29 protein-coding genes are annotated in these 25,645 nt (G+C 61.5%); 10 read left to right on the top strand and 19 right to left on the bottom strand.

The window, feature by feature from the left end:
• Positions 1-56 precede the first annotated feature (56 nt).
• From IB248_RS15205 to IB248_RS15195, 3 genes are read right to left on the bottom strand one after another with little or no spacing between them, the layout of a single operon-like run.
• Positions 57-836, bottom strand: a complete 780-nt coding sequence (locus IB248_RS15205) for a VOC family protein (RefSeq protein ID WP_169683885.1) — start codon at positions 834-836, stop codon at positions 57-59.
• A 52-nt stretch (positions 837-888) separates the two neighbouring features.
• Positions 889-1,356: a DUF1579 domain-containing protein gene (locus tag IB248_RS15200; RefSeq protein ID WP_192241162.1), complete on the bottom strand. Its 468-nt coding sequence runs from the start codon at positions 1,354-1,356 to the stop codon at positions 889-891.
• Between the two features lie 36 nt (positions 1,357-1,392).
• Complete coding sequence (locus tag IB248_RS15195) at positions 1,393-2,121, bottom strand: thioredoxin family protein (RefSeq protein ID WP_192241198.1); 729 nt, start codon at positions 2,119-2,121, stop codon at positions 1,393-1,395.
• Positions 2,122-2,211: 90 nt separating this feature from the next.
• Here IB248_RS15195 and IB248_RS15190 point away from each other — a divergent pair, with 90 nt between their 5' ends.
• Positions 2,212-2,658, top strand: coding sequence for a MarR family winged helix-turn-helix transcriptional regulator (locus IB248_RS15190; protein WP_018859618.1), 447 nt, complete (start codon positions 2,212-2,214; stop codon positions 2,656-2,658).
• Between the two features lie 23 nt (positions 2,659-2,681).
• On the opposite strand, the gene IB248_RS15185 is transcribed toward IB248_RS15190, so the two are convergent.
• The 3 genes from IB248_RS15185 to IB248_RS15175 form a co-directional block, all read right to left on the bottom strand.
• Entirely contained in the window at positions 2,682-3,437 is a 756-nt protein-coding gene (locus IB248_RS15185) for an RES family NAD+ phosphorylase (RefSeq protein ID WP_113471610.1), read from the bottom strand.
• A complete protein-coding gene (locus tag IB248_RS15180; RefSeq protein WP_192241161.1) occupies positions 3,397-3,780 on the bottom strand; it encodes an MbcA/ParS/Xre antitoxin family protein in 384 nt (127 codons plus the stop codon). Before IB248_RS15180 ends, IB248_RS15185 begins: the two co-directional genes overlap by 41 nt.
• Before the next feature lie 87 nt (positions 3,781-3,867).
• The gene (locus IB248_RS15175) at positions 3,868-4,290 is read right to left on the bottom strand and encodes an organic hydroperoxide resistance protein (protein ID WP_025662361.1); all 423 of its coding nucleotides are present in this window, start codon (positions 4,288-4,290) and stop codon (positions 3,868-3,870) included.
• A gap of 123 nt (positions 4,291-4,413) precedes the next feature.
• Here IB248_RS15175 and IB248_RS15170 point away from each other — a divergent pair, with 123 nt between their 5' ends.
• Positions 4,414-4,881: a MarR family transcriptional regulator gene (locus IB248_RS15170; protein ID WP_018859622.1), complete on the top strand. Its 468-nt coding sequence runs from the start codon at positions 4,414-4,416 to the stop codon at positions 4,879-4,881.
• A gap of 34 nt (positions 4,882-4,915) precedes the next feature.
• On the opposite strand, the gene IB248_RS15165 is transcribed toward IB248_RS15170, so the two are convergent.
• Entirely contained in the window at positions 4,916-6,850 is a 1,935-nt protein-coding gene (locus IB248_RS15165; protein WP_192241160.1) for a BTAD domain-containing putative transcriptional regulator, read from the bottom strand.
• Between the two features lie 104 nt (positions 6,851-6,954).
• On the opposite strand from IB248_RS15165, the gene IB248_RS15160 reads away from it, so the two are divergent.
• On the top strand, positions 6,955-7,668 hold the full coding sequence (locus IB248_RS15160) for a DUF1194 domain-containing protein (RefSeq protein ID WP_049808360.1): 714 nt from the start codon (positions 6,955-6,957) through the stop codon (positions 7,666-7,668).
• A 37-nt stretch (positions 7,669-7,705) separates the two neighbouring features.
• Here IB248_RS15160 and IB248_RS15155 read toward each other — a convergent pair whose 3' ends face one another.
• From IB248_RS15155 to IB248_RS15135, 5 genes are all read right to left on the bottom strand, one after another.
• The gene (locus IB248_RS15155; protein WP_018859625.1) at positions 7,706-8,434 is read right to left on the bottom strand and encodes a L,D-transpeptidase; all 729 of its coding nucleotides are present in this window, start codon (positions 8,432-8,434) and stop codon (positions 7,706-7,708) included.
• A 167-nt stretch (positions 8,435-8,601) separates the two neighbouring features.
• The gene (locus tag IB248_RS15150) at positions 8,602-9,432 is read right to left on the bottom strand and encodes a L,D-transpeptidase (RefSeq protein WP_192241159.1); all 831 of its coding nucleotides are present in this window, start codon (positions 9,430-9,432) and stop codon (positions 8,602-8,604) included.
• A gap of 109 nt (positions 9,433-9,541) precedes the next feature.
• Positions 9,542-10,465, bottom strand: coding sequence for an alpha/beta fold hydrolase (locus IB248_RS15145; RefSeq protein ID WP_192241158.1), 924 nt, complete (start codon positions 10,463-10,465; stop codon positions 9,542-9,544).
• 108 nt (positions 10,466-10,573) lie between these two features.
• Complete coding sequence (locus IB248_RS15140) at positions 10,574-12,202, bottom strand: cisplatin damage response ATP-dependent DNA ligase (protein ID WP_018859628.1); 1,629 nt, start codon at positions 12,200-12,202, stop codon at positions 10,574-10,576.
• Positions 12,202-13,212, bottom strand: a complete 1,011-nt coding sequence (locus IB248_RS15135) for a ligase-associated DNA damage response exonuclease (RefSeq protein ID WP_112824423.1) — start codon at positions 13,210-13,212, stop codon at positions 12,202-12,204. Before IB248_RS15135 ends, IB248_RS15140 begins: the two co-directional genes overlap by 1 nt.
• A 110-nt stretch (positions 13,213-13,322) precedes the next feature.
• Between IB248_RS15135 and IB248_RS15130 the strand changes: the two genes are divergently transcribed.
• Positions 13,323-14,699, top strand: a complete 1,377-nt coding sequence (locus IB248_RS15130) for a TIGR03808 family TAT-translocated repetitive protein (RefSeq protein WP_192241157.1) — start codon at positions 13,323-13,325, stop codon at positions 14,697-14,699.
• Between the two features lie 99 nt (positions 14,700-14,798).
• Positions 14,799-15,458 carry a glutathione S-transferase family protein gene (locus IB248_RS15125; RefSeq protein ID WP_113471621.1) on the top strand — a complete coding sequence of 220 codons (660 nt, stop codon included), beginning with the start codon at positions 14,799-14,801 and terminating at the stop codon, positions 15,456-15,458.
• Here IB248_RS15125 and IB248_RS15120 read toward each other — a convergent pair whose 3' ends face one another.
• On the bottom strand, positions 15,459-16,355 hold the full coding sequence (locus tag IB248_RS15120) for a LysR substrate-binding domain-containing protein (protein ID WP_192241156.1): 897 nt from the start codon (positions 16,353-16,355) through the stop codon (positions 15,459-15,461). It abuts the gene before it with no gap.
• A gap of 120 nt (positions 16,356-16,475) precedes the next feature.
• Here IB248_RS15120 and IB248_RS15115 point away from each other — a divergent pair, with 120 nt between their 5' ends.
• Positions 16,476-16,664: a hypothetical protein gene (locus IB248_RS15115; RefSeq protein WP_026372113.1), complete on the top strand. Its 189-nt coding sequence runs from the start codon at positions 16,476-16,478 to the stop codon at positions 16,662-16,664.
• A 50-nt stretch (positions 16,665-16,714) separates the two neighbouring features.
• Complete coding sequence (locus IB248_RS15110; RefSeq protein ID WP_025662372.1) at positions 16,715-17,065, top strand: MmcQ/YjbR family DNA-binding protein; 351 nt, start codon at positions 16,715-16,717, stop codon at positions 17,063-17,065.
• Positions 17,066-17,092: 27 nt separating this feature from the next.
• On the opposite strand, the gene IB248_RS15105 is transcribed toward IB248_RS15110, so the two are convergent.
• Both IB248_RS15105 and IB248_RS15100 read right to left on the bottom strand, forming a co-directional pair.
• Positions 17,093-17,710: a glutathione S-transferase gene (locus IB248_RS15105; protein ID WP_018859635.1), complete on the bottom strand. Its 618-nt coding sequence runs from the start codon at positions 17,708-17,710 to the stop codon at positions 17,093-17,095.
• A gap of 93 nt (positions 17,711-17,803) precedes the next feature.
• Positions 17,804-18,160 carry a hypothetical protein gene (locus IB248_RS15100; protein ID WP_026371959.1) on the bottom strand — a complete coding sequence of 119 codons (357 nt, stop codon included), beginning with the start codon at positions 18,158-18,160 and terminating at the stop codon, positions 17,804-17,806.
• A 120-nt stretch (positions 18,161-18,280) separates the two neighbouring features.
• Between IB248_RS15100 and IB248_RS15095 the strand changes: the two genes are divergently transcribed.
• Positions 18,281-19,036: a DeoR/GlpR family DNA-binding transcription regulator gene (locus tag IB248_RS15095; RefSeq protein WP_169683894.1), complete on the top strand. Its 756-nt coding sequence runs from the start codon at positions 18,281-18,283 to the stop codon at positions 19,034-19,036.
• On the opposite strand, the gene IB248_RS15090 is transcribed toward IB248_RS15095, so the two are convergent.
• From IB248_RS15090 to IB248_RS15080, 3 genes are all read right to left on the bottom strand, one after another.
• On the bottom strand, positions 19,011-19,760 hold the full coding sequence (locus IB248_RS15090; protein ID WP_192241155.1) for a hypothetical protein: 750 nt from the start codon (positions 19,758-19,760) through the stop codon (positions 19,011-19,013). The genes IB248_RS15095 and IB248_RS15090 overlap by 26 nt on opposite strands.
• Positions 19,761-19,900: 140 nt before the next feature.
• Complete coding sequence (locus IB248_RS15085; protein WP_018858461.1) at positions 19,901-20,908, bottom strand: asparaginase; 1,008 nt, start codon at positions 20,906-20,908, stop codon at positions 19,901-19,903.
• A gap of 95 nt (positions 20,909-21,003) precedes the next feature.
• Positions 21,004-21,624 carry a MarR family transcriptional regulator gene (locus IB248_RS15080; protein ID WP_192241154.1) on the bottom strand — a complete coding sequence of 207 codons (621 nt, stop codon included), beginning with the start codon at positions 21,622-21,624 and terminating at the stop codon, positions 21,004-21,006.
• A gap of 107 nt (positions 21,625-21,731) precedes the next feature.
• On the opposite strand from IB248_RS15080, the gene IB248_RS15075 reads away from it, so the two are divergent.
• The gene (locus IB248_RS15075) at positions 21,732-23,165 is read left to right on the top strand and encodes an MFS transporter (RefSeq protein WP_192241153.1); all 1,434 of its coding nucleotides are present in this window, start codon (positions 21,732-21,734) and stop codon (positions 23,163-23,165) included.
• 206 nt (positions 23,166-23,371) lie between these two features.
• The gene (locus IB248_RS15070) at positions 23,372-24,586 is read left to right on the top strand and encodes an MFS transporter (protein ID WP_192241152.1); all 1,215 of its coding nucleotides are present in this window, start codon (positions 23,372-23,374) and stop codon (positions 24,584-24,586) included.
• On the opposite strand, the gene IB248_RS15065 is transcribed toward IB248_RS15070, so the two are convergent.
• Positions 24,583-25,578, bottom strand: a complete 996-nt coding sequence (locus IB248_RS15065; RefSeq protein WP_192241151.1) for an NAD(P)H-quinone oxidoreductase — start codon at positions 25,576-25,578, stop codon at positions 24,583-24,585. The two genes, IB248_RS15070 and IB248_RS15065, sit on opposite strands and share 4 nt — an antisense overlap.
• Positions 25,579-25,645 lie beyond the last annotated feature (67 nt).

Genomic DNA, 25,645 nt, shown 5'->3' with positions numbered 1-25,645 from the left:
GCGCGAGACGGCGTCCGGCCATCTCGCGCTGAGTTGAAAATCGTCGTCTGAAGCGCCTATCGGGTGGGCGCCACGAGGCAGAAGAATGCGCCCTGGGGATCGGCAGCCTGGATGATCCAGCTGCCGCCGGGCACTTCCATCGGACCGTTCAGCACCGTGCCGCCGCCCGCCTTGACGCGTTCGATAGCCGCATCGATGGCCGGCACATTGAAATAATAGGCCCATACCGGCATGGGAACGGTCGGCGGCTTGGTCATCATGCCGCCAATTTGCGTGCCGTGCTCGGCGAAGATAGTATAGGCGCCCATCTCGCCCATGTCGAAGTCATGATCCTTCGTCCAGCCGAAGACCTTCGAGTAGAATGTGAAGGCTTCGGCACCGTTGCCGGCATAGAGTTCGTGCCAGCCGATATGGCCGGGCGTACCCATCGGTGCCGGCGGCGACGGATTGTCCCTCGGCAGCGGCGTCATGATGCAGATGACCGCCCCATGCGGATCGGCAACGACGGCAAAGCGTCCGACCGTCGGAATATCCGCCGGCTCGCGCCGGACGGAGCCACCGTTGGCGCCAAAGTCCTTCGCCGACTTGTCGACGTCATCGACAGCGACATAGCCCGTCCAGTTCGGCGGAATGCCCTTCCCTTCCAGTTCGGCGGGAAAATCCATCAGGCCGGCGACGCCGGCTCCATTCGCTTCGAAGATCGTATAGGGCGGCAGGTCCTGGATCGTCATGTCACTTGTCGTCCACCCGACAACCTTGCCGTAGAATTCGGCGGCGGCCTTGGGATCGGGGGTCATCAGTTCGCACCAGATGAATTTGCCGTGGTTTTCGGACATGGTCTTCTCCATTTGGATTTGGACTTGCGACGAACGGCAGCGCCGTCCGCAGCTATTGCTTGCGGGTGTAGTGCGCTTCCATGAACTGCTTCCAGGAACCGTCGGGCTGCCTGGCAGCAGAATTGAACGTGCGGTGATCGCGATCGTGGAAGATGAGCTGCTCGCGATACTCGGCGAGTTCCTTTCCGCCGATAAGATCGGGGCCCGTGGTATAGAGGCTCAAGGTCTTGCCGTCGTCGGAAACCTCACCCTCGTAGACCCACATGTGGTCCATCATCGTCCCTATCCAGGTTCCGACATATCTTCCCTTGTCGGCGCTGTAGCCGAGAGTAAGTACCGTCGTTGCCGCGCTACCGCCCGGCATCGTGCCGGAGCCTTCGGCGACGAACCAGATGCCATGAAGCGACCGCACGATCTCCGTCCACGGTTCCTGTCCGGTCATTTCGGGTGCCGTCACGTCCCATACGCCAACGAGGTCTTCGAGGAACTCGTGCTCCTTCAGAACTTTCGCTTGCTGCATCGTCCTTCTCCCTTGGGATGATGGTCGCAGATATTATCAGTGACAGCAGGATGGCGCGCTCTTGGCCGGCTCGTATTCGTCGTGACGCTTGACGAAATCCATGGTCGCGTCTTCGTTACGTCCCTTCGGCGCGCGATCGAGGATCATCAAGGTGCCGACCGCTTCTTCGAGGCCGCGGGCGTAGCTCGAGTAGGTATGGAAGACTTCGCCTGCGTCGTTCTTGTAGAATGCGCTGAGACCGGGAAGCTCGTCATTGGCGTTGGCCGGATCAATCGCCTCGAAATTGTAGAAGACCTTATCCTTCGCCAGATCCTCCGGACTGAAGGACACATGGTAGTCGAAGTTGAAGCTGTTATCGAAGGATGAGACCCAAGGGAATTTCCAGCCCATGCGCTTCCTGTAAGCCTCGATCCTGGCGAGCGGCGCGCGCGAGACGGCGACCCAGGTGACATCATGGTTGTTGAGATGTGGCAGCGTTCCATCGACGTGATCCGACAGGAACGAGCATCCGGGGCAACCGGCCTCCCAATCGGGGCCAAGCATGAAATGATAGATCAAAAGCTGGCTGCGCCCATCGAAAAGGTCGGCGAAACCTTTCTTGCCCTGCGGTGTGTCGAATATGTAGTTCCTGTCAACCTTGACCCATGGCAGGGCCATGCGTTCGGCGTTGACCTTGTCCCTCAGATGCGTCGCTTCCTTCTCCTTGAGAAGCAGTGCACGGCGGGCTGCCAGCCATTCTTCACGGGAAACGACTTGGTTCTGCATCACGTGCGCCCTCCTCCGGCGCGGTCGAGACGTGCTTGGTTCATGCTCCTTTTCCTTGACTAATTACATTGATATCAATAGAAATTGATCATGTCAAACGCGGTAGAGATTCCCTATTCAACGACACTTCTGGTACGTGACACGTGCCTGTGCCTGCATGTGCAGCGCGCGGCGCGCGCACTGGCGCGGCTCTTCGACGATGCCCTTCGCCCTGTCGGGCTCACCAACGGCCAGTTTTCGCTGATGATGTCGCTGAACCGCCCGGAACCGCCGCCCATGGGACCGGTCGCGACCCTGCTTGCGATGGACCAAACGACATTGACGGCAGCGCTCAAGCCATTGCAGCGTCGTGGTTGGGTAAATGTAACGCAGAACGCGAAAGACAAGCGCCGGCGCCTGCTAAGCCTGACGCCCGAAGGAAAGGCCGTGCTCGCGGCAGCGGTGCCGATCTGGGAAAGCACCCACGCCAGCCTCGAGGAAGCCCTGCCTGATGGCGACATGGGAAGGTTGCGGCGCGACCTGCAGGCGCTCGCCTGAAGATCGGGCCGCCTGCGACATAGTCAGTCGCGCGCCATGCGCGGGTCGCTGGCGAAATCCTCCACCGAGAATCCAATTCTGACCTTCGGGAAATCGCAAAGCGCCTGGACACCGATTCCCGACAGCCGGATCCTCCAGGTCTGACGCTCGACAGGCTCGCGGGCGGCAAATGCCGCTGCCGTCAAGAGCGCGATATTCCGGCCACGTTGCGGATCCCGCACGGATTCGTAGAGGATTGCCTTGCAACCCGCCTCGCGAGCGGCGTCAGCCAGGGCCTGACAGGGCGCATAGTTCTGAGGATCCGTCCATATCGCCTGATCGGCATCGAGGGGCGCGCGGGTCAGGTCGATTGCCGATGCGGTCGCGATGGCCGCCGCAAAAGCCGTGTACTCGGCGGCATTGGCAGGAAGCGATGTCGCGGGCGACTCCGAATAGAACAGCAGTCGGTAGAACGCCATTTCGGCAAGCGCGGTTTCTACCCGCTCGGACGCATAGAAGACGCCCAGCGTGCGCCCTGCCCGGCGGAAACGCGACCCATGCGGATAGACGGCGCCATAGCGGAACGGGGTCGCCAGCAGGTAGTCCAGCCCGATGCATTCCGGCGGCAGCGCCGGCTTGCTTTCTTCGAGCAAGGCTTCGAGCAGCGCCTGCTCATCGAGCGTATCGACGAGCTTCAGCGTCGAAATCTGGTGCTGCGCCTCGACCAGACGCCAGAACCTGCCCGAGATCGCCCGCGTCTCAGACGATAGCGCGGCGGGCGTCCAGATAGGCAAGGACATCGGTCAATCCCGAAATGCTGACGATCTTTTCGAGCGGCGTGGCGCCGAGCGCCGTGTTGGCGTTGCGCAGCCATTGCCGGGCACCGGTCTCGTCGCCGCCGACAATCGCGTCGAGCGAGCGAAACAGACGGACCAGCAGGATCGCTAGCTCAAAGGACTTCGAGCCGCGCTCGAGCAGATAATCCTGCCGCTTCATGCGCGAGACAGTCGCCTCGGAAACGCCGAGCACCGCCGAAAGCGTTCTGGCGTTGAGGCCGAGACGGTCAGCGGCATTGACGGCGGCCTTGGTGATCACGGCCGCCTCGGGAGACCGGGCACCAGAGATTGGATGTACTACAGCCATGCCATATTCCTTTCACAGGAAAGAGTATAGCATCTAAATTTCATCTGAAAAGAGCGCCGCGATGCGCGGCGCTCCCTTTCGCATTGATCAAGCAACGGTAACCGGAACTTCCGTCGATGTGCGCATTGCATGGCTATAGGGGCACACGATGTGGGCAGCAGCGGCAAGCTTTTCGGCGGTTGGCTTGTCGAGGCCGGGAATGTTCACCGTCAGGGCAACTTCAATGCCGAAACCCGTGCCGTCGTCACGCGGGCCGATGCCGACCGTGGCGCTGACCGTGGTGTCCTCAGGAATCTTGACCTTTTCCTTGCCGGCGACAAATTTCAGCGCACCGAGGAAGCAGGCCGAATAACCGGCTGCAAAGAGCTGTTCAGGGTTGGTGCCGGTCGCGCCATCGCCGCCGAGTTCCTTCGGAACCGTCAGCGTCACATCGAGAACGCCGTTTTCGGAAACGGCGCGGCCTGCGCGGCCACCGGTGGCGGAAGCTTTGGTCGTGTAGAGGATAGGCATGTCAGTCTCCTTTGCGTTGGGGTTGGATTTTGTTTATCGCACAATTAAATTGTACGCAAGTGAATTTTGCAAATTGCATTTCGAACTCGAAAAGAGGACAATCGAGCCCGTGGAAGGACGACAATGAAAGCGCATCTGGCCAAGACGATGGAAATTCCGGAAGAGGAAAAGCGGCTCGAGAACCAGCTCTGCTTTGCTGTCTATTCGACGGCGCATGCCTTTACCCGCGCCTACAAGCCGATCCTTGACAGGGTCGGCCTCACCTATCCCCAATATCTCGTGATGCTGGCGCTTTGGGAGAAGTCCGAGCAGCCGGTCAAGGCGATCGGCGAGCAACTCGATCTCGATTCGGGCACGCTGTCGCCATTGCTCAAGCGCCTGGAACAGAATGGCCTGATCAAGCGCACACGCGATTCCCGCGATGAACGGCAGGTTATCGTGTCGCTGACCGACAACGGCCGCGCGATGCGGAGCGAGATCGACACCATCATGGGCGCAATCGGCCAGGCCGCAGGCTGCACGCTCGAGGAAATGAAGACGATCCGAGGGCTGTTGAAGGGCCTCCGCTCCAATCTGACATCGGCGGCTTGAGCACCAAGACATTCAAGCCGGAGCCGAGACGACATCATGCCCACGGCAAGTCCGCAGCCTCCAGCCGTAACCACAAATCTTGCCGGAACGATGAGCCGCGTGCCTGAAGCAGCTGCTCGAGATACCTACCGTTCAACAAAAGCGTGCTTTCCCTCACATAGGCCACGTCGCCCCGCGCCATCAGGTCCCTGCCCAGCGCTGCGTATGACGCCGCTCGCAGGAGTCGCGCCCAATGATAGTCCGGCAGCACGGTCAGGAAGCGATCAAGGCAGGCGATCGCTTCCTCATACTTCCCGGAGGCGAAATGGGCATCGCCCCGGAACAGGAAAATCGGATGATAGTCCGGACTGACCTGATCGGCCTGATCGAACGCCATGTGCGCCTCGCCGATCAGACCGGCGACGGTCAGTCCAATACCGAGCCACGTGTGGAATTCGGCGTCGTTGGGGTTGAGGTCGACGGCCCTTTGCAACGCCTCCAGGCCGGCCCTGGCGTTTCCCAGGTAGGTTTCAGCAAGGCCGAAGGCGCTGAGCAGGTAGGGTTCGTGGTCATCCAGGCCAAGCCCCACCAGAACGATTTCACGCGCCTGCTGGAAGCCCCCTACGGGATCGTCCAGCCAGCCGTTGAAACAGGAGTGGAAATTTATCCAGGCGAGGCTCTCGCGGACCAGAACGTGATTGGGATCAATGGCCAGGATCCGCTCGCAGAGACGCCGGGCACGGATCATCCCCTTCAACGTCGGCCGCTCGACATGATTGAACACCTGCAGATACAGCTTGTCCGTACCGACTTCGCCCTCCGGCTCGGTGGCCGAACTGGCTGCCGCGTGCTTCATCACGATATGATAGAGATTGCCGCTGATCTTGCGGACAAGCCGGTCCTGCCCGAGGTCGGAATTCGTGCTTTCGTCGAGATATTTGCGGCTCCATATCTGTGTGCCGCTTTGCACGAACACGAGTTGCACCATCGCCCAGCCGGCCTCCCCGTCGCCCTGAACCGCAGTTTCCAGGACATAGTCGGCGCCGACCCGTCTGCCGATTTCCTCGACAGTCTCGTGCCTCGCATTGACGGCAAACATCGTTGCGGCGGCGACCACCGAGAGTGGCGAGAACAGGCCGAGTTCCCCGATCAGTTTGCGCGTCAGGGATTCGGCGACGAGACTGTCGTCTCCATCATGTGAAAGGCTCCTGATTGGCAGGATCGCGATCCTGGGCTTGCCATTGGTCAAGTCCACGGACGGCTCCTGCTGTTCGCGAATTCGATCGATGAGCTGCTGCGTTTCGAGATCAGGCGCGACACCGAGATTGGCCTCCAGCAATGCCTTCAGGCCTTCGTAATGCCTGATGGCACGGGCGCGCTCGCCTCGGGCCTTGTGATGGCGCAGGATCGTTCGATGAGATGGCTCGTGGTAGGGATCCTGCCGCAAAAGGCATTGCGCAGCGAGAACCGCCTGCTCCGTGCTGCCCGCCCTCTCCAAACCTTCGGTTAGATCCGCAAGGCAGTCGGCCAGCAAATTGTGGTGTCGGCCGCGTTCAATCCGAAGCCATGTTTCCAATGTCTCGTCGTTGAAGCTCAATCCCTCGAGAAACTCGCCCTCAAAAGCATCCAGTGACGGCGGCAGAGATCCCGCCTTTGCGCTTTCCGCAAGAGTCTGAATGTCGGTGACAATGGCATCAGTTCTCATCCAGCCGGCGCCGCTGTCGAAGACGAGAGGTGACACGCCGTGGCCGTTGACCGCATGACGGATTGCAAAGAACGCCTGGCGGAGACTGTTGCGTGCATGCTCCTCGGTGCGCTCGGACCACAGCATGCCCGCCAGTTTCGATCGTGAAACAGGCTTGCCGTTCGACAACGCCAGCATCGCAATCAGCGCCTGATGCTTGCGCGAAGCGATCACAATGCTCTCGCCCGCGGGGGAGAGCAGCTGGAATCGACCGAACAGGCGCAGCATGAACCGCATCGCTACCATCTCAACTTCTAATTTAGCATGAGCAAATAACGGCGGTATAACAGCAGGAAAGCGACCGCTTGTCATAGTCAATTTTGGGCTATGGGCGAACGAGGGATGCGGAAATGCTCAAGATGCTGATTGGTATGGCCGCGGCTGCGGTTTTGATACTGCCCGCGTCTCCATCCTTGGCCTGCGCGGATATCGCGCTGGTTGTGGCCGTCGACGGATCCGGTAGTATCACCGACGAAGAATATGCCTTTCAGAAGTCCGCGATCGCCACTGCCTTCCGAGACAACGACGTCCTGGCCATCTTGAGAAGTGCTGGCAACGTTGCGGTATCCGCAGTCTTCTGGGGAGATGGTGAATTCTCCACCCAAAAACTGGATTGGTTCGTCATACACAACGGGAACGGTGCCGAAGCCTTCGCGGCCGCGATCGACGCCAACCAGCGCAGGGTGTTCGGCAACACCGACATCGGCAACGGCATGTGGTCCGCCCTCGATATGCTCGCCGATCCCCGCTTCTGCGCCGTCAAGACCATCATCAATGTCTCCGGCGACGGCAAGGAGACGGTTGCGCCGAAACGACGACAGACGCCGTCGCTCTATCAGGCGCGACAGCGCGCCATGAAGATGGGGACGACCGTCAATGGACTGGTCATTTCCGACGAGGAACCCGATCTTCCCGACTACTACGAGACGCGCGTCATCCTCGGCGAGGATGCCTTCGTGATGGAAATCAGGAGCTTTGCTGATTATGCGACGGCGATCCGCAAGAAGCTTATCAGGGAATTGTCACCGCCTACAGAAGTTCAGGTCGCCGAGCACCGGCAGTGAATGCGACCAGCCAATCAGCTGGCCGCACCCTCTTGGATCACTGCAGAACCACCACCGGAGCCTTGTTCGGCACGCGGTCATAGAGATCGATGATGTCCTGGTTCAGGAGGCGGACGCAGCCGGATGAAACGGCCTTGCCGATGGAGCGCCATTCCGGATTGCCATGCAGGCGGTAGAGCGTGTCTTCGCCATTCGAGAAGATATAGAGCGCCCGCGCGCCAAGCGGGTTCTTCAAGCCCGGCTCCATGCCACCGTTCTCGATCGAATACTTGGCGAGTTCGGGCTGACGCGCGACCATCTCATTCGGCGGCTTCCAACGCGGCCATCTTTGACGCCACTGGATGACGCCGGAACCCTGCCAGGCGAACCCTTCGCGGCCGATGCCGACGCCATAGCGCATGGCGGTGCCGCCCGGCTGAACAAGGTAGAGGAAGCGCGAGGGTGTATCGACGACGATCGTGCCGGGCGCCTGACCGGTCGGATCAACCACCTGCTGACGGTAGAAGCGCGGATCGATCTGCTGGTAGGGCACGGCCGGAATGAGAAAGCCGCCGTCCTCGATCGGGCCATACATGACCGCCAGCTCGGCGTCACCTGGCGTCTGCGGTGCCTGGAACATGTTGACCGGACTGCGCATGACGACCGGCTGAGCCGTGGCATAGGGCGGCGGTCCAGCCGTGGATGCACACCCCGTCAGCGCCGAAGCTGCGGTCACTGCCGAAAAGGAAAGGAAGCTGCGGCGGGAAAGGGGTTTTTCGAAGCTCATACGCGGGTCTGGTTTCCTGTTGCGCGGGAAGGACGGACGCCCTTCGCGGAAGGTGGCTCAACGCCGGTGACAACACAAGAAATCTATCGCCATACGTTAAATAAACCACCACCTCACGAAGTCGTGTCCGTCTGCCGCGAGACGATATCACCAGAGCTGTTGCGCGACTACATCACGACGATTTCGGCCTTTGCCGGAACGCGGTCATAAAGGTCGACCACATCTTGGTTCAGCATGCGCACGCATCCCGACGACGTGGCCTTTCCGACCGACTGCCAATCCGGCGTGCCGTGGATGCGGTAGAGTGTATCCTGCCCGTCCTTGAAGATGTAAAGCGCGCGCGCGCCGAGCGGGTTGCCGAGGCCCGGATTCATCCCGCCGTTCTCCGCAGAGAAGGCCCGGACATCCGGCTGGCGCGAGACCATTTCGGCGGGCGGCGTCCAGCGCGGCCACTTCTGCTTCCACTGGATGACGCCGCGGCCGGACCATGCGTAGCCGTCACGGCCGAGGCCGACGCCGTAGCGCATCGCCTTGCCGCCCGGCTCGACGAAATAAAGGTGCTTGGTTTTCGTGTCGACGATGATCGTGCCGGGCTTCTCGTTGGTCGGATAGTCGACCTCCTGCCGCAGGTATTGCGGATCGATGCGGCTGACCGGTATGGCCGGCAGCGTAAAGTCGGTATCGCGCACCTGGCCATACATCGCGCCATTCACCGGATTGGTGACCGGCAGGCCGTAGGTCCGGCTGAAATTCGCGCCTGGGATACCATAGGTCTGGTTATAGATTGTCGGCGGCACACCCGGCCTCTGCGGGACCGGCGTTTCCAGCGGCTTGACGCGCATCGGATCCACACCGTTATAAAAAACAGGCGACGTTTCCTGCACAAAGCGGGCGGGATCGGTGGCACCGGTATCCGGGACAAGGATGTTGCAGCCGCTCAGGCAAAGAGCAGTGGCCGCAAGCCCGGCAAATGGCGACACCCGGCTGAGAACAGTCATAAAACACCCTCATCGACAACAGCGAGACGTATAGCTGCGGCGAGGATGACACCTGCGGCTGGCGCGAGGCTGGTCACCCGGTCAGCCTCGCATGGATGTCAGACCGCGATCAGGCCGCGACGCCGTGGAAGAACCGTATGCTCTGCTCGATTTCCGCCGGCAGCGCCGACGTATGGTTGCCGGTCACCGTATCAGTTTCGATGCGGACACCGCCGGAGCGAGCGCGACTGGCAAGCAGACCGGCGCGGTCGTTGAAATGTGCCTCTTCGGTACCGTGAACAACGCGGACGGGGCACTTGAAGCTCTTGGCATAGCAGAGCGCGCTGCGGACCTCGAATTCGTGGGCGTTGCTGTCGTCGAAGCGAATGTCCTGCGGGTAGCGATTGAAGAAACGGAAAGCATCCGGATTGCCGGAGATCGGCGCCGCCGCACGAAACTTGTGGCTGCTCATCGCCGCAAGCATGGTCAGCGTGCCGCCGACACTGTGGCCGGCAATGAACAGGCGATCGGCATCGACGCCCGGAAGGTGTTGCAGCCGGTCGGCCGCCGAGAGCACGTCGTCGACCTCGTCGTAGAAGCCCGAGAAATTGCCCATCTGGCCGTTCTCGCCGCGCAGCGACGGCATCATCACCACGAATCCGGCATCGACATAGGCCTTGAGCAGGACCCAATGCCCAAGCCCCATCGCGTTGCCGCCATGCAGGAACAGCACGCCCGGCTTCGGCTTTCTGCCGCGCTTGTATCTGGAAACCCAGGCGACCAACTCCAATTCGCCGCCGTAACCCGAACGATAGAAGATCTTCTCGCCTTCCGGCGGAGCGTCGAGCGGTTCGTACTTGTCGGGAGCCGGCCCCTTCTGCAAGAGCTTGGTATGGAAGCGCTTGCGGACCTTTGCATAATCGTGATCGATCAGCCTCGGCACCTCCGGAACGTCGAATGCGCTTGCGATGCGCGGGAGCAGGAGGGCTCCAGCCAGGCCTGCAAGAACCGTGCGGCGCTGGCGGAGAAAAGAATTACCTTCGTCTGACGTCATTTCACACTTCCATGGTTCCCGGCGATTCGAAAATTGCACCGGAAGCGTGCGACCGCCAACACACGTTGTGTTGAAACGGTGGCCCTGCGGCGTTTTGCGTCAGAAAACCTACTGCTCGCCCTTGGCATCGATCATGGCGACCAGCGTCTGAAGGCGGTCCGCCTCGTAGGACGGCTTATCGGGGCGCAGGCGGGAGATCCGCGGAAAGCGCATCGCAACACCTGACTTGTGGCGGGTGGAGCGATTGATGCCTTCGAAGGCAACTTCCACGACGAAGCCGAAATCCTTGTCCGCCCTGACGGCCCGCACCGGACCGAAGCGCTCCGTCGTGTTGTTGCGCACGAACTTATCCAGCAGTTCCAACTCGGCATCGGTGAAGCCGAAATAGGCCTTGCCGACAGGCACCAGCTGTTCTCCCTCCGGCGTCTCGGTCCAGACGCCGAAGGTGAAATCCGAGTAATAGCTGGAGCGCTTGCCATGGCCGCGCTGCGCATACATCAGCACGGCGTCGACGTTATAGGGATTGCGCTTCCACTTGAACCACGGACCCTTCAGCCGCCCGGCCTGATAGACACTGTCGCGGCGTTTGATCATCACCCCTTCGATGACAGGATCCGGCGGTGACGACCGCAGTTGATCCAGTTCATCCCACGACGAGAACTCGACCAGGGGCGAAAGATCGAAACGGTCGTGCGGCGCATGATCGATGACCTCCGCAAGACGCGCGCGGCGATCGACATAGGAGCGCCCGCGCACGTCCTCCTCCCGATCGAACAGGAGGTCATAGGCACGGATGAAGGCCGGATACTCGTCAAGCATCTTCATCGTCACCGTCTTGCGGTTCAGGCGTTGCTGCAGATCGGAGAAGGTACGCGTCGGGCTGTTCGAACGGGTGGTTCCGCCAACGAGGAGTTCACCGTCCATCACCCCGTCGAAGTTGATCGAATCGACGATATCGGGAAACGCGCCCGAGATATCGTCGCCGGAACGCGAATAGATCTTGCGCGTGTCGCCGGAGCGCGACAGCTGTACGCGAATGCCGTCCCATTTCCACTCGGCGGCGTATTCGGCCGGCTCGAGCTGATCGAGATCGCCCTCCTCCACCGGATTGGCGAGCATGACGGAATGGAAGATTGCAGGCGTTGCCAGCACCGGCTTGTCGCCCTGCCCTTCCAGCCAGCGAAACAGCGGTTCGTAGGGCGGCTGCAGACCATGCCAGAGCGTCTCGATTTCGGTCACATCGCGGCCGCCCATATCGGCGAGCGCCTGTTTCGCCAGACGAGACGAGACCCCGATGCGGAGCGCCCCGGTCGCAAGCTTGATGAAGGCGAAGCGACCTGATGTGTCCAGCCGATCGAGCAGGTCGCGCACGAAGCTGCGAACCTCGGTGCGCCCAAGCGCGTTCATCTGCCTGACGACATCGCCAAGCCGCGGCTGGGCAAGTGCTGACCGTTCGATGTCCTTCTCGGCGTCCCAGACAAGGGAGATCGTCTCGGCGAGATCGCCGACATAATCATAGGAATAGCGGAAGAGCACTTCATCCATCCGCTCCAGCACCAGCTCGCGCAGCATGGCCGGCTTGACGTTGCGCACTTCAAGCGTGCCGGCGATGGCGGCAAGCCCGTAGCCGCGATCCGGATCCGGGGTGTCGCGGAAGTAGTCGGAGAGCAGTTTCAGCTTGCCGTTGCGGCTGGGGGTGAGCACGAGGCGGTCGAGAAGGTCGGCGAATGCTTTCATCAGTCGGCCTCGTCTTCATAACCGACCAGGTGCAGCGGCCGGGCCTTGATGCCCTGCAACTGGCACCAGCGAACCAGCGCCTCCTCGCGACCATGCGTCACCCACACTTCCTCGGGGCGCAGATCACTGATCGTCTCCGTCAGTTCCGGCCAATCGCAATGGTCGGAGATGACTAGCGGCAGCTCGACGCCCTGCTGCTTGGCGCGCTGACGCACCATCATCCAGCCCGACGCAAATGCCGGCAAAGGCTCGTTGAAGCGTCGTGCCCAGCGATCGGCAAAGGCGGAGGACGGGCCGACGACAATGGCTCCCTTGAAGGCTGACTTGTCGCGACTTTCGATGGTCGCCGGGCAAAGCTCACCGAGCTCAATGCCCTGTTCCATGTAGTAGTCGCACAGCCTCTCCATCGCGCCGTGGATATAGATCGGCTGATCGTAGCCGGTATCGCGCAGCAGGCGGATGACGCGCTGCGCCTTGCCGAGCGCATAGGCGCCGATCAGATGCGTACGCTCCGGAAATTGCCGCAGCGAGGCGTAGAGCTTGCCCATCTCATCGACCGGATCGGGATGGTGGAAGACCGGCAGTCCAAAGGTGGCCTCGGTGATGAAGACATCACAGGGAACCGGCACGTAGGCCGCGCAGGTCGGGTCCGCTCGCCGCTTGTAATCACCTGAGACGACGATGCGGGTGCCGTTCTTCTCGATGGCGATCTGCGCCGAGCCGAGCACATGGCCAGCCGGATGAAAGCTGACCTTCACGCCGTTGATCAGGACCTCCTCGCCGAAAGCGGCAGCCTGCTGGCTTGCGCAGAAACCGTCACCATAGCGGATCTGCATGATGTCGAGCGTCTGGCGTGTCGCAAGCACGTTTGCATGGCCGGGCCGCGCATGATCGGAATGGCCGTGGGTGATCAGGGCTCGCTCGACTGGCCGCACGGGATCCACATAGAATCCTCCCTCGGGACAATAGAGCCCCTCGGGGGCGGGATAGAGCAAGGCATCTGGTCTCATGCCTGCAAAGATAGCGGGAAAGAACGGAAGGGCCAGTGGGCGACGGGAAGATGCCTATCTGTACCAAAATGAAACAGGCGCGCTGGCACGTTTCCTGCAGGGCGGTCGAAATGAAGGAAAGTCCGTTAACCTCCCGTCGTGACCTGCTCCGTCTTGCGGGAGCATCCGCCTTTGCGCTGATGGCATCGCGCAGCTTCGCGACTATGCGCGATGGTGGCCTGCGCGGCGCGATTGACGCGGCAGATTACCAGCCAACGCCAGGCGCGCCGGACCGCAAGCGCGTCAGCCTGCAGAAGATGATCGACCAAGCGGCGGCGGAGAACGCACCGGTTTTCCTGCCACCAGGCACCTACAAGGCTTCCAATCTCGTGCTGCGGGAGAATACGCGCATCACCGGCGTTCCCGGCGTATCGCGCATCGTCTACACCGGCGGTGGCAACCTCTTCAGCGCTGAGAAGGTCAAGCACATCGAACTCTCGAACATCATCATCGACGGGCAGAATCGCTCGCTCGGTGATGATACTGGCGGGCTGCTGCAATTCACCGGCGTCGCCAAGGTAATCATCGACAATTGCGAGATCGCCAACAGCCGCAAACATGCCGTTCGACTGGAGCGATGCGGCGGCCGGATCACGGGCAGCCGCATATCGGGCTCCGGCCAATCCGGCATCTACGCCGTCGAATCCGACGCGCTTTCGATCACCGGCAACGAGGTCTTCGACTGCGGCAATGGCGGTATTCTCGTGCATCGCTGGACGAAGGCGGCTGATAACAGCGTCGTCAACGGCAACCGCATCTACCGGATCAAGGCCAATGACGGCGGCACCGGTCAAAACGGCAACGGCATCAATATCTTCCGCGCTGACAACGTCATGGTCGCAAACAACCACGTGTCGGACTGCGCATTTACCGCCATCCGCGCCAATTCGGCCTCGGATATCCAGATCACCGGCAACCAATGCCAGCGCTCGGGCGAGACGGCTGTTTATGTCGAGTTCGAGTTTGTGGGCGCCGTCGTCTCCAAAAACCTGGTGGACGGCGCGGCGAACGGCATCTCGATCGCCAATTTCGACCAGGGCGGCAGGCTGGCGAGCGTTACCGGCAACGTCGTGCGCAACCTGACGCTCAAGGGCCCCTACGAGCATGAGGTCGGCTTCGGCATCGGCATTGCCGCCGAGGCGGACACACTGGTCTCCGCCAACATCATCGAAGGCGCTCCACGCCGGGGCATGCAGCTCGGCTGGGGTCCCTATCTCCGTAACCTCGTCGTGACCGGAAATATCATCCGCAAGGCCTCGATCGGATGCGCTGTGTCGGTAGCGGAGGGTGCCGGAACAGCCGTCATCACCGACAATGTGTTTCAGGAAACACCCGGTGGCGCCGTCCTCGGCTTCGAATGGGACAGGAAGGTGTCCGGCGAGCTGGCGACCGCGGGCGCTGCCTCGCGCTTTGCGCAGCTGACGGTCGAGCGCAACCGCATCTCCTGAAAAGCATCAAAAGCTTTCATAGATTCATAAGGCTTGGCGGCTTCCGCTGCGACGCTTCGGCTCCTACCCTGCGCCCAGCCGAACAAGGGGGACATCGACATGCTGACAGTTTACGGAGTTTATCGCTCGCGCGCCTCGCGCGTTTACTGGATGGCCGAGGAATTGGGGCTCGAATTCGAGTCCGTGCGGGTCATTCAGGCCCGGCGACTTGCCAATCCGCTTGCCGCCGATGCGCCTATCAATACGCTGTCGCCTGATTTCCTGGCGGTCAATCCGATGGCGCTGATCCCGAGCATCAAGGACGGCGACCTCGTGATGCACGAGTCGCTTGCCATTACCCTTTACCTCGCCCGCAAGCATGGCGGACCGCTGGCCGGTCAAACCGTCGCGGAAGACGGTTTGATGACGATGTGGACCATTTGGGCGGCCACCGAGGTTGAGCCGCATACGGTGAAGATCGTCTATGTCTACGACGACGAGAAGCAAAACAGCGACGAGGGCAAGGCAACGATCAGCGTCGCCGTCCGATCGCTGAAGAAGACCTTCGCGACGCTGGACAAGCATCTGGCGGCCAACGAATACGTTGTCGGCAACCGCTTCACCGCAGCCGATCTCAATATTGCGGAAGTTCTTCGCTACGCGCAGACGGAACAGGCGCTGTTCGACGCCCATCCCAATGTCAGCGCCTGGATCAAGCGCTGCCAGTCGCGGCCGGCCTATATCGCGATGCAGGCGACGCGGTCGCAGGAACCGGTTTGATCATGGAAAGAGCTTGAGGGTGCTGGCCATTTCCTCGCGGATCCAGGCCCTGAAATCCTTCACCTTCTTGGGTTCGCGCGCGCCTTCGGCCGTTACGAAATAGTGGCCGAAGCCGGTTTTCGCGCGAATGCCGAAAGGCGCAACCAGCTGCCCCTGCTGCAGGGCAAAGTCCGCGAGCGTCTGCCAGGCGAGCATGACGCCCTGCCCTGCGATAGCCGCATCGAGGCAGAGCGAGGCATCGTTGAAGACGTGGCGCGTCTCAAGCGTCGCGCTCGACAATCCGGCCTCTCGCATCCACACTTCCCAAGTGAACATGGCGCGACCGTCGATGACCGCCGGCAGCGACAGTATATCGGCGGGCTCGTGCAGTCGCGCCGCCATAGCGGGCGAGCAGACCGGGAAGACCTGCTGCTGCAGCAGCAGTTCGGCCTTCACGTCCGGCCACTGACCGTTGCCGACGCGGATGCCGACATCGACATCGCAGAGCGCCGGATTGACGAGCCGGGTGGTGGCATCCATCCGCAGGCTGATCTCAGGATGCCGTTCGGCAAAGCGATCGAGCCGATAGACAAGCCAGCGCGCGGCAAAGACCGGCGCCACAGAGATCGTCAGAATGCTGTCGTCCCGCCGCTGCGTCGTCGCGACGGCCTGCGACAGCGCATTGAAGCCCTCGGTCAGGCCGGCCAGCAGGCGCGTGCCCGCCTCAGTCGCGACCATGCCTTTTGGCGTGCGCTCGAAGATCACGTGGTCGAGCTGCGCTTCGGCCTTGATGACCTGTTGGCTGACAGCGCCGATGGAGACGCCCAGTTCCTCTGCGGCGGCCTGCAGGGAGCCAAGCCGGCCGACAGCCTCGAGCGCGCGCAATCCGTTCAAGTGAACCGAGTTCAGGTTTCTCATATAGTTTTTCTATACCGAGAGATTGGTAATCTCAATTGAAACCTGGCTGGCCGCCCGCGATAATCCGCCTGTGTTGAGCAGATGCTCCGTTCGCCATTCTGGAAGGAAGCGAGGCGCGCCATGCAAATACTAAAGTTTTTCTTGAGCGTGGAAACAATCGAACCGCCCTACAGCGCGGACAGCAAGCGGGATCCGCTCTACCATCCCGATCTGGCCCGCATGTCACCGACGGCGTTGGCAGACCTGCCGCTCGGCCCGCAACCACGCGCGCCCGAGCAGGAACCGCTACAGCTCGCAAAGTGCGCATAGCCCGGTAAAATCTGCTAGTCTTGGCCCGCTTCAGTTTCGAGCGGGCTCACATGACCAGTGTCGATACGATCTTTGCGCGCCTCAAGCGTCTTTCGGCGGAAGCCAATCTGCCTGACGTCGAGGAGAGCACGTCCTACGGTAACCCGGCGCTGAAAGTCGGCGGCAAATCATTCGCGGCGGTCAAGAACAACGAGACCATCGTGCTCTGCATCTCGATCGACGACAAGGAACGGCTGATCGAGATGGCGCCCGAGATCTACTATCAGACACCCCACTATATCGGCTGGCCGTATATGCCCCTGCACGCCGCGATGATCAGCGACGCCGAACTGAAGGAACGGCTGATCGGTGCGTGGCGGTTCCGCGCGCCAAAGCGGCTTGCCGCGAATTTTCATGGCTGATGTGCCCGGCGGCCGGGCGACGTCTCTTTAGGCCTGTTCGCGTTCCAATGCCCGCAGCACGGCCGCGCGCTCCATCATCTGCGCATAGTGCGCCGTCGCTTTCCGGAAGCGGGCCGGATCGACGCCATCGGACCGCAGCCAGCCGGTCATGACAAAGAGGTAGGGATCGGCGACCGAATAGTACTCGCCCATGACCCAGGGGCCCTCCAGCATCTTCGCCTCGATGATCTCGAAGCATTCGGCCATCGTTTGCGGCACCTTCGCCTTCATCGCTTCATGGGCTGTCGGATCATCGGCCCACCGGCTGCCCCGGCGGCCGTGCGCGTGGTTCACATGCACGGTCGAGCAAAGATAATTGTTGAAGGCCTGCATGCGAGCGAACTCGAAAGGATCAAGCGGGGCCAATTGCGCGGCGGAGGCGACCTGAGCGATATAGGCGAGGATTGCCGGCGTTTCGGTAACGATGCCGCGATCCGTCACCAGAGCGGGAACCCTGCCCTTGGGATTGATCGCCAGGTACTCGGGAGAACGCTGCTCCGCTTCGGCGAAGTTCAGCTTCTTCGTTTTGAACTGCAGGCCGGACTCCTCCAGCGCAATGAGGCTTGCGAGCGCGCAGGTATGCGGCGCGTAGTACAGTGTCAGCATGATCGACTCCCTTCGATGCTGACTTTATAGCGCGGCTCTCCGCAAACGCACAGATCGAGGCCGGCGAGCCGGCCTCTTAAAAGTCAGCCTGCCTCAAGCACAGCCGGGGACATCCTCGATCCGGTGCCAGACCGGGATGCCGCGTTCGCGCGCGATGCGAACATCATTGTCGGCGCCCTTCGATTCGCCCTCAAGCCGCAGCACGCCATCGCAAAGCTGCAGCAGGCGGCCGGCAACGGGGTGGAAGATTTCCTCGTAGAGATCATCGCCGACAGCCTTGCCGCCGGCCGCGTTCCACACGGGGAGCGCCACCCATTCCCCAATCATCGGTACATGGCCCGCCTGGAACAGCCTGTGCGAGGGCTGCTCCAGCCGCTGCAGATTGGCAGCCATTTTTTCCGGGTCATCCCCGGTTCCGGACCTGTAGGGACCAGCAATCAAGATCAACATCATCAAGCTCCATTTCCCTCGGCTTCATGCACGAGATGGCCGATAACTGCACGATATTTCTTGATTGTCGATTCCTTTCGTGCAATTTCACGATAATTCGTGCAAATACGGGATGAAGGCATGCTTACGACCCAGCGCAGATCGTTGATCCTCGATATTCTCAGGCGAGACGGCCAGGTGATTGCCAAACGTGTCGCCGAAGACTTCTCGCTTTCGGAGGACACGATCCGCCGCGACCTCAGGGAGATGGCGGCGGAAGGTTTGCTGCAGCGTGTTCACGGCGGGGCGATGCCTGTTGCGCCCGAGCTGCCGGATTTCTCGACGCGAAAGAGTGTTTCGTCCGAGGCGAAGGCGCGGTTGGGACGAAAGGCCGCCTCGCTCGTGCAACCCGGGCAGCTGATCTTTCTGGATGGCGGGACGACGACGGCGGAGATTGCCCGGCAACTGCCGCGCGACTTTGCGTTCTCGGTCGCGACGCACAGTCCGACGATCGCTGCGGAGCTGGAACACCACCCGACGGCGAGCGTCATCCTGATCGGCGGCAAGCTCTACAAGCACTCGATGGTCGCGGTCGGCGCCGTTGCGATGGCCGCGATCTCGCAGCTTCGGCCGGGTATGTTCTTTCTCGGCGTGACGGCTGTGCATCCCGTACACGGGCTGTCGACAGGCGACTTCGAGGAGGCGGCCATCAAGCGGCACATCGCATCCTGCGCGGCCGAAACCTACGTGCCGCTAACGGAGGAGAAGTTCGACCACGTCTCTCCCTGCCAGGTCCTTCCGATCTCAGGCGTATCGGGGCTGATCGTCGCCTCTGATATCCCAGCGGCAGCCATAGAGCCCTATCGCAATCTTACTGCCGAGATCCTCGAAGCATGAACGGCGGGACGAAGCGCGCCCTGAGTTCCTCGAGGTTCTGTGGCAACAGGCTCGCAGCGAGACCGACGACAAAGACAGCGAAGACGATATAGGCGAACGTGTCGCGGCCGGCCCAGAGGGTCAGGACGTCATGCAATCCGGGCTGTAGCGCAGCAATTGACGTCGAAAGCCGCATCTCGCCAAGCACACGACCCGGGATGGTCGCGAAGGCGGGTGCTTCCGACAGCGCCAATAGCGCGCCATAGACGGCGGTGACGGAAATGATTGCGCGCAGCGCACACCACGCACCAAACGGCCGCGCACCACTCTCTTCAAACGACCAGCCGATATAGGCGCAGAAGATCACAAAAAACAGGAACGCCACCGGCAGCCCATCCAGCACGGCCTCCGGCTTCAACTGGCCGGTCCAGCCGTTGGCGAGGAGCAGCGGAAACGGCGCCGATGCAACGAACCAGATTGCGACAATCACGCCCCAGATCCAGTTCATCGACAGATAGTGGATGCGGGCAAGCGTCACGACGAGGATGATGCCCCCCGCTAGGTAGACGCCCGACGGTTTCATGGAACCGGTCATGGTGACGATGATCGGCCCGCAGGAGCCGGCGATCCGCGCGCAGCCGGACGAAACGACCGTCAGCCAGGTCACGTAGTCAAAACACATGGTGAAGAAGAGGAAGATCGCGATGGCGATCAACATCCACCAAAGATAGCGGCCCGCAAACATATCCTGCCCTCATGGCGTTCGATGTACTGGGCAAAAGGGTAACTCAGCCCACAAAAACCGCATCCGTTCTCGTGGGCTGTAGTTTCACATACATTAGCAACTTCTATTTTCGCAGCGAGACTGTCCCGTTCCGGAACGGCTTATGCAGTCAACGCAGCCGTCGCGCGAATATCACCAACATGCATACCGTTCCAATTGTGCATCTGGACGGTCGCCATGGCGGCCAGGCGCGCGCGAATCGCATCTTCCTTGCCGAAGAATCGGCTGAGGGCGGCGGCAACCATTGCCTCGGAGGCACGCGAATGGCCGTCGTCGCATTTGACTGTTATCGCGACTCCCTGCTCGGGGATCGCCGCGCAGAAGACACCCTCGGCCCCCGTCTTGGCGAAGATGCGACCAGGTGCGGCCTCCATCAGCGCGGTGCAGGCACGGCCGGTTCCGGCCACATAGAAGGGCTCGGCCATGCAGGCATCGAACAGCCGGCGGGAAGCCTTGGCGCGGAGCGGCTCGAGGCCATTGCCGGTCGCCATCTTGGCAAAGCCCTGCGCCAGGCCGCGCAAGGGAACTGCGTAGGTCGGGATGGAGCAGCCGTCCGTGCCGCAGTTGTCACGGCCGAGCGCCGCACCCGTCAGGCTTTCCATGACGCCGCGAATTTCGGCCTGCAGCGGATGGTCGTAGCCGACATATCCCTTCGGATCGATGTCCTGATGGCAGCAAGCGCAGATGAAGCCGGCATGCTTGCCGGAGCAGTTGTTGTGCAATGCCGTCGGCTTGTCGATCGTGCGCGCCTGGTGGATCAGCACCTTCTGGCTCGAGGACCAATGAGCGCCGCATTCCAGCGTTTCGACATCGCGACCGGCTTTCGCCAGCATGGCGGCGGCGAGCGCCACATGCTCGTCCTCGCCATTGTGCGAGGAGCAGGCCAGCGCCAGTTCCTTGTCGCCGAAGCCATAGGCGTCCGCAGCACCGCTTTCCATCAGCGGCAGCGCCTGCATCGCCTTGCAGGCAGAACGCGGGAAGGTTGGCGCGTCGATGTCGCCGATCGAGAACACGATCTTTCCATCACCATCCACGGCAACGACGGCGCCGCGATGGCGGCTTTCAACGAGCGAGCCTCGGGTGACTTCGACGGTGACGGGATTGGTCATGGCTTGGTCCTGATCATGTAGGCAGATGCGTCACGCATAGCGAGTCGCGTCGATAAAGCAATTGCCTTTCGTCGACTCCTGTACCGCGGCGCCGCTCAAAGCGGCGTGACGCGATAGGCGCAACGGCGGGCGCCGAGCAGGATATGTTCCTCGCGCTCGACCTTGGCGCCGAGGACGGCGCGAAAGGTCTCCAGCTCGGAGCGGCAAAAACCGGCACAGACGCTTGCGGCGGCGCAGATCGGGCAGTGGTTTTCGACAAGCAGAAGCGAACCGTCCGCCTCTTCCCAGCTGTCGGCCATGTATCCTTCGCTAGTGCGTATGGCGGCGAGCTGCCGCACACGCGATCCCGTGTCGGCAGCGTCGACTTCCTTGCGGTAGCGCTTGAGGGTATCTGCTTCGCGGGCGGAAATGACCGCATCCAGGGCCGGCGTCCCCAGCTGCGCGACCAGCGTGCTCAGGATCGTGGCGGTGAGTTCCGCATGGCCATCGGGAAAGGTCTGGTTGCCGGCAGTGGTCAGGTTCCAGAGCTGTCTCGGTCTCCCCCTGCCGGTCGCACTTTTGTTCACTGCTTCGACCAGCCCATCCTCCGCCATCTTCGTCAATTGCTGACGGGCGGCTTCCGACGATATGCCGAGCTTTGAGCCGAGTGTCGCGGCAAGTTGAGGTCCTTCCGTTTTGATTAGCAGCAGGATTCGGTTGGCCGGGGATTGTCTCATCTGTTTTTCCAAGCTTGCACTTGCTTTAATAACATGGCGGTGTATTTTTTCCAAATAATAACTTGCAAAAATAATGCATATCCCGGGAAGCACACAAGGCATTAGACATGACCGGCATTGAAGAGATTTCCGCAGACAGGCCATCCGTCTTTCACCTGTTTTCCGCGCCGCTACTGCCCGCGACACTCATGCTCGGCGGTGGCGTCACCCTCTACGCGGTTGAGACCTACATCACCGCGACAATCGCGCCGTCGATCGTGCGCGACATCGGCGGGCTCGAACTGCTGTCATGGATGACGACGCTCTTCGTTGCCGCTGCGGTCCTGGGGTCGATCTTTGTCGCGACGCGTCCTCGAGGCATCGGCTTGCGCAGTGTCTACGTCGCAGGCGCGCTCATCTTCGGCACCGGCAGCCTGGTCTGCGCGCTTGCCCCGGCAATGCCATTTGCGCTGGCCGGGCGTACGATACAGGGATTCGGCGCCGGTATTCTTGCCGGGCTTGCCTATGCTTTCATTCGCTTCGCCTACCCAGAGCCGCTGTGGCAGAAGGCATCAACCCTCTATGCCGCCATCTGGGGTGTCTCGACCCTGGTCGGACCCAGCCTCGGCGGCTTGTTTTCCGAAGGCAACGCGTGGCGCCACGCCTTCATGGTGCTCGTTCCGCTCTGCGTGCTGATGGCGTCGCTTGCGCCCTGGCTGCTGCCACGCGCCGAGGATGACCGCGCCCATGGCAAGACCCCGATCCTGCAGATTGCCTTGCTGCTTGCCGCCGTGATGCTGGTCAGCATTGCCGGAACGATCGATGTGACAAGCTTCAAAGCACTGCTGATTGCAGCATCGATTGTCGCGATCGTCTCCATGTTATGGGTCGAACGGCGCGGCAGGAACCGTCTCCTCCCGACAGGCGCGGTCACGCTCGCAAAGCCTGTGGCACGTGTCTACCTGACGATGTTCGTGCTGCTGCTGGTGCTCACAAGCGACATCTACATACCCTATTTCCTGCAGGCCCTGCATGGCGTGACGCCGCTGGTGTCAGGCTATCTGACCGCCCTTGTCGCGCTCGGCTGGACCTTTGCCGCCTTCTTCAGCGCAACGCTGTCCGAAAAGCGTGCCAGCGCCGCGATCGCCGCCGGCTGCGTGATCGAGATGATTGCGGTTGCCTCGCTGACCATCTTCCTCGCAGCGGATAACCAATCGGGCAACCTGGCCATTCTCGGCCCGGCTGTCATCGGCATGTTCCTAATGGGTTTCGGTGTTGGCCTTGGCTGGGCGCATCTGGTGACCAAGGTCCTGAGCCTTGTCGATAACTCCGAACAGGACAAGGCCTCGGCCGCGATCTCGACGGTACAGTCCCTCGGCAGCGCCTTCGGCGCCGCCGTCGCCGGTGTGATCGTCAACAGCACCGGACTGGTGAACCCTGGCGGGGTTGCCGGCAGCGTCTCGGCTGCCCACTGGCTCTACGTCCTGATGGCCCTTCCAGGCCTGATCGCGGTCGCAACGTCTCTGACCCTCTCGTCGCCCGCCGAACGGCAGGCCCGGTGAGCGACGTGCGAGCGGTCACAGACGCAGCATGATCTGCCGATGTGACCGCTCGTTTCCATCCCAGCGATTGGGCGGATCGGCTCTTGTCGACCGGCCGCGATCACGGCATGGGACCACCCATCACGTGATTTGACCGCTGCCATCACAAACTCTGGTTATTCGAAAGCACACTACTGGTTTATATCAGTGGCATCGGGAATCACGCCATGCCATCCGCTTTTTCGTCCATCCTCCGCGATCGTCAAATCCGCGTCCCAGCGCTGACGCTGGTTGCGCTCGCCTTCACCTATGCCTCGACGATGCCTTATCAATCGATCATCGGCATCAACGAACTCGGCCTGTCCGACCGCAGCTATTCCGGGCTGATCTTCCTTGCGGCGCTGGTCAACGTCTCTACCAGCCTGACGCTCGGCATCTGGTCCGACGGGCTCAGCGATCGGCGCCCGCTGGTGCTGGCGCTGTCGGTGTGCGGCATGCTCGGCTTCGGAATGATCTACGAATTCCGCACCGCCGCAGTCTTCATGTTCGGCATATTGGTGCTGATCCCCATCAGCAATTCCACCTATTCGATCCTGTTTGCCAGTATCCGCGCGACGACGAACACGATGGACCGCGGAAAGGCTGCAGCGATCACGTCCACGGTTCGCGCGCTGTTCTCGGGCTCCTGGGCGCTGGCGCCTGGCCTGATCGGCCTGTACCTCATCAATTCGCAATCGATGACACCGGCCTATGGCATTGCGGCTCTCGCGAGCCTGACCTGCTTTTGCCTCTACCTGTTCGTGGCCAAGCCTGCGCCGGCGGGCGCAGCCTCCCCTTCCCTGAATATCGGCTTCTTCTCGTCGCTCGGCAGGATTTTTTCCCCTCATGTGCTGGTGAGGGTCTGCCTCATGGCGCTGCTGCTCGGCTTGCAGCGGTTGAACAGTGTCGTTTCGCCGTTGATCATTACCGATGCCGCAGGCGGCACGGTGGTCGATGTCGGTTTCATGGCCGGCCTCGTCGCCTTCCTGGAAATGCCGTTCATGCTGATGTGGGGCGCGCTGCAGCGGCGCTTCCGCAACGTGCATGTGCTTGCGCTCGGAGCGCTCATCTATTGTCTGTATCTGATATTGCTGAGCTTTGCCTCGGCGCCCTGGCAGATCTATGCCCTCGTGCTGGTCAACGCCTGCGGTGCTGCAGCCATCCTCAGCGTACCGATCACCTACCTGCAGGATCTGATTGCCGATCGCCCGGGACTCGGCAGTTCGCTGGTCTCGGTCAACACGTTCATCGCAAACGGCATCAGTGCGTCGATCTTCGCCGCCGGGACCGGCTTCACAGGATATTCAGGCACAGCACTGCTTGCCGCCGTGGTCGGTCTCGCTTCGGTTGGCCTACTGCTGTTCCTTGAAAGAGCCCCCCGACCGGTCCCGCGACCGGCCTAGATCCGCAGCATGATCTTTCCGATGTGACCGCTCGTTTCCATCAGCCGATGCGCCTTGGCGACGTCTTCGAAAGGAACGACGGTATCGATAATAGGCGCAAGCTTGCCTTCATCGAGAAGCGGCCAGACCTGGGAAAGGAGATCGTCCCGGATCGCGCGCTTTTCCTCAGGCGTGCGCGGGCGCAGCGTCGAGCCGGTGATCGTCAGCCGTTTGACCATGATCGGCGCTAGATTGACCTTTTCCACGACAGCGCCGCCGAGAAAGGCGATGATCGAGAGGCAGCCGTCCTTCGCAAGCGATGCCACGTTCCGCTCAAAATAGGCAGCACCTATCATATCGAGGATGATATCGACACCGTGGCCCGTCTCGGTCTTGATGACCTCTGCAAAATCGTCGGTCTTATAGTTGATGGCCCGCTTTGCACCGAGCCTGACGCAGGCGTCGCATTTCTCCTGCGAACCGGCGGTCGCGTAGACCTCAGCGCCGAAGGCCCGCGCAAGCTGGATGGCGGTCGTTCCGATACCACTCGAGCCGCCGTGCACGAGGACCTTCTCGCCTTCTGTCAGCCCGGCCATCTGGAACATGTTGGCCCAGACGGTGAAGTAGTTCTCCGGGAGGGCGGCCGCCTTGGCCGCATCGTAGCCTTTCGGAAAACGGAGCGCCTGGCCGGCGGGCAGCAGGCAATATTCGGCATATGCGCCGCCGTTCGTCAGGCCGCAGACTTTGTCGCCGACGGCAAAATCTCTGACGCCAGCGCCAACGGCAACGATCTCGCCCGCCATCTCAAGTCCGAGGATCGGGCTTGCGTCCTTGGGCGGGGGATAGGTGCCCTGACGCTGAGCGACGTCGGGCCGGTTGACGCCGATCGCCTCGGTGCGAATAAGAAGCTGCCCCTCGCCCGGTATCGGCAAGGGTCCGGTGGCAATCCGCATCACTTCAGGCGCGCCGAAGCTCGGCAGGTCGATGAAGCGCATCTGCGTGGGCAAAGACATGGTCCGGTCTCCTCGTTCCGAAAGCACGTGAGATAGTCCAGCGCTTCGGATTTGAGAAGGCAGGAAG

This window comes from Rhizobium sp. RHZ01 (assembly GCF_014851595.1).
Classification (GTDB): domain Bacteria; phylum Pseudomonadota; class Alphaproteobacteria; order Rhizobiales; family Rhizobiaceae; genus Rhizobium; species Rhizobium altiplani.
The sequence above is the reverse complement of the archived record's forward strand: the minus strand, read 5'-3'. Positions and strand labels throughout refer to the sequence as shown.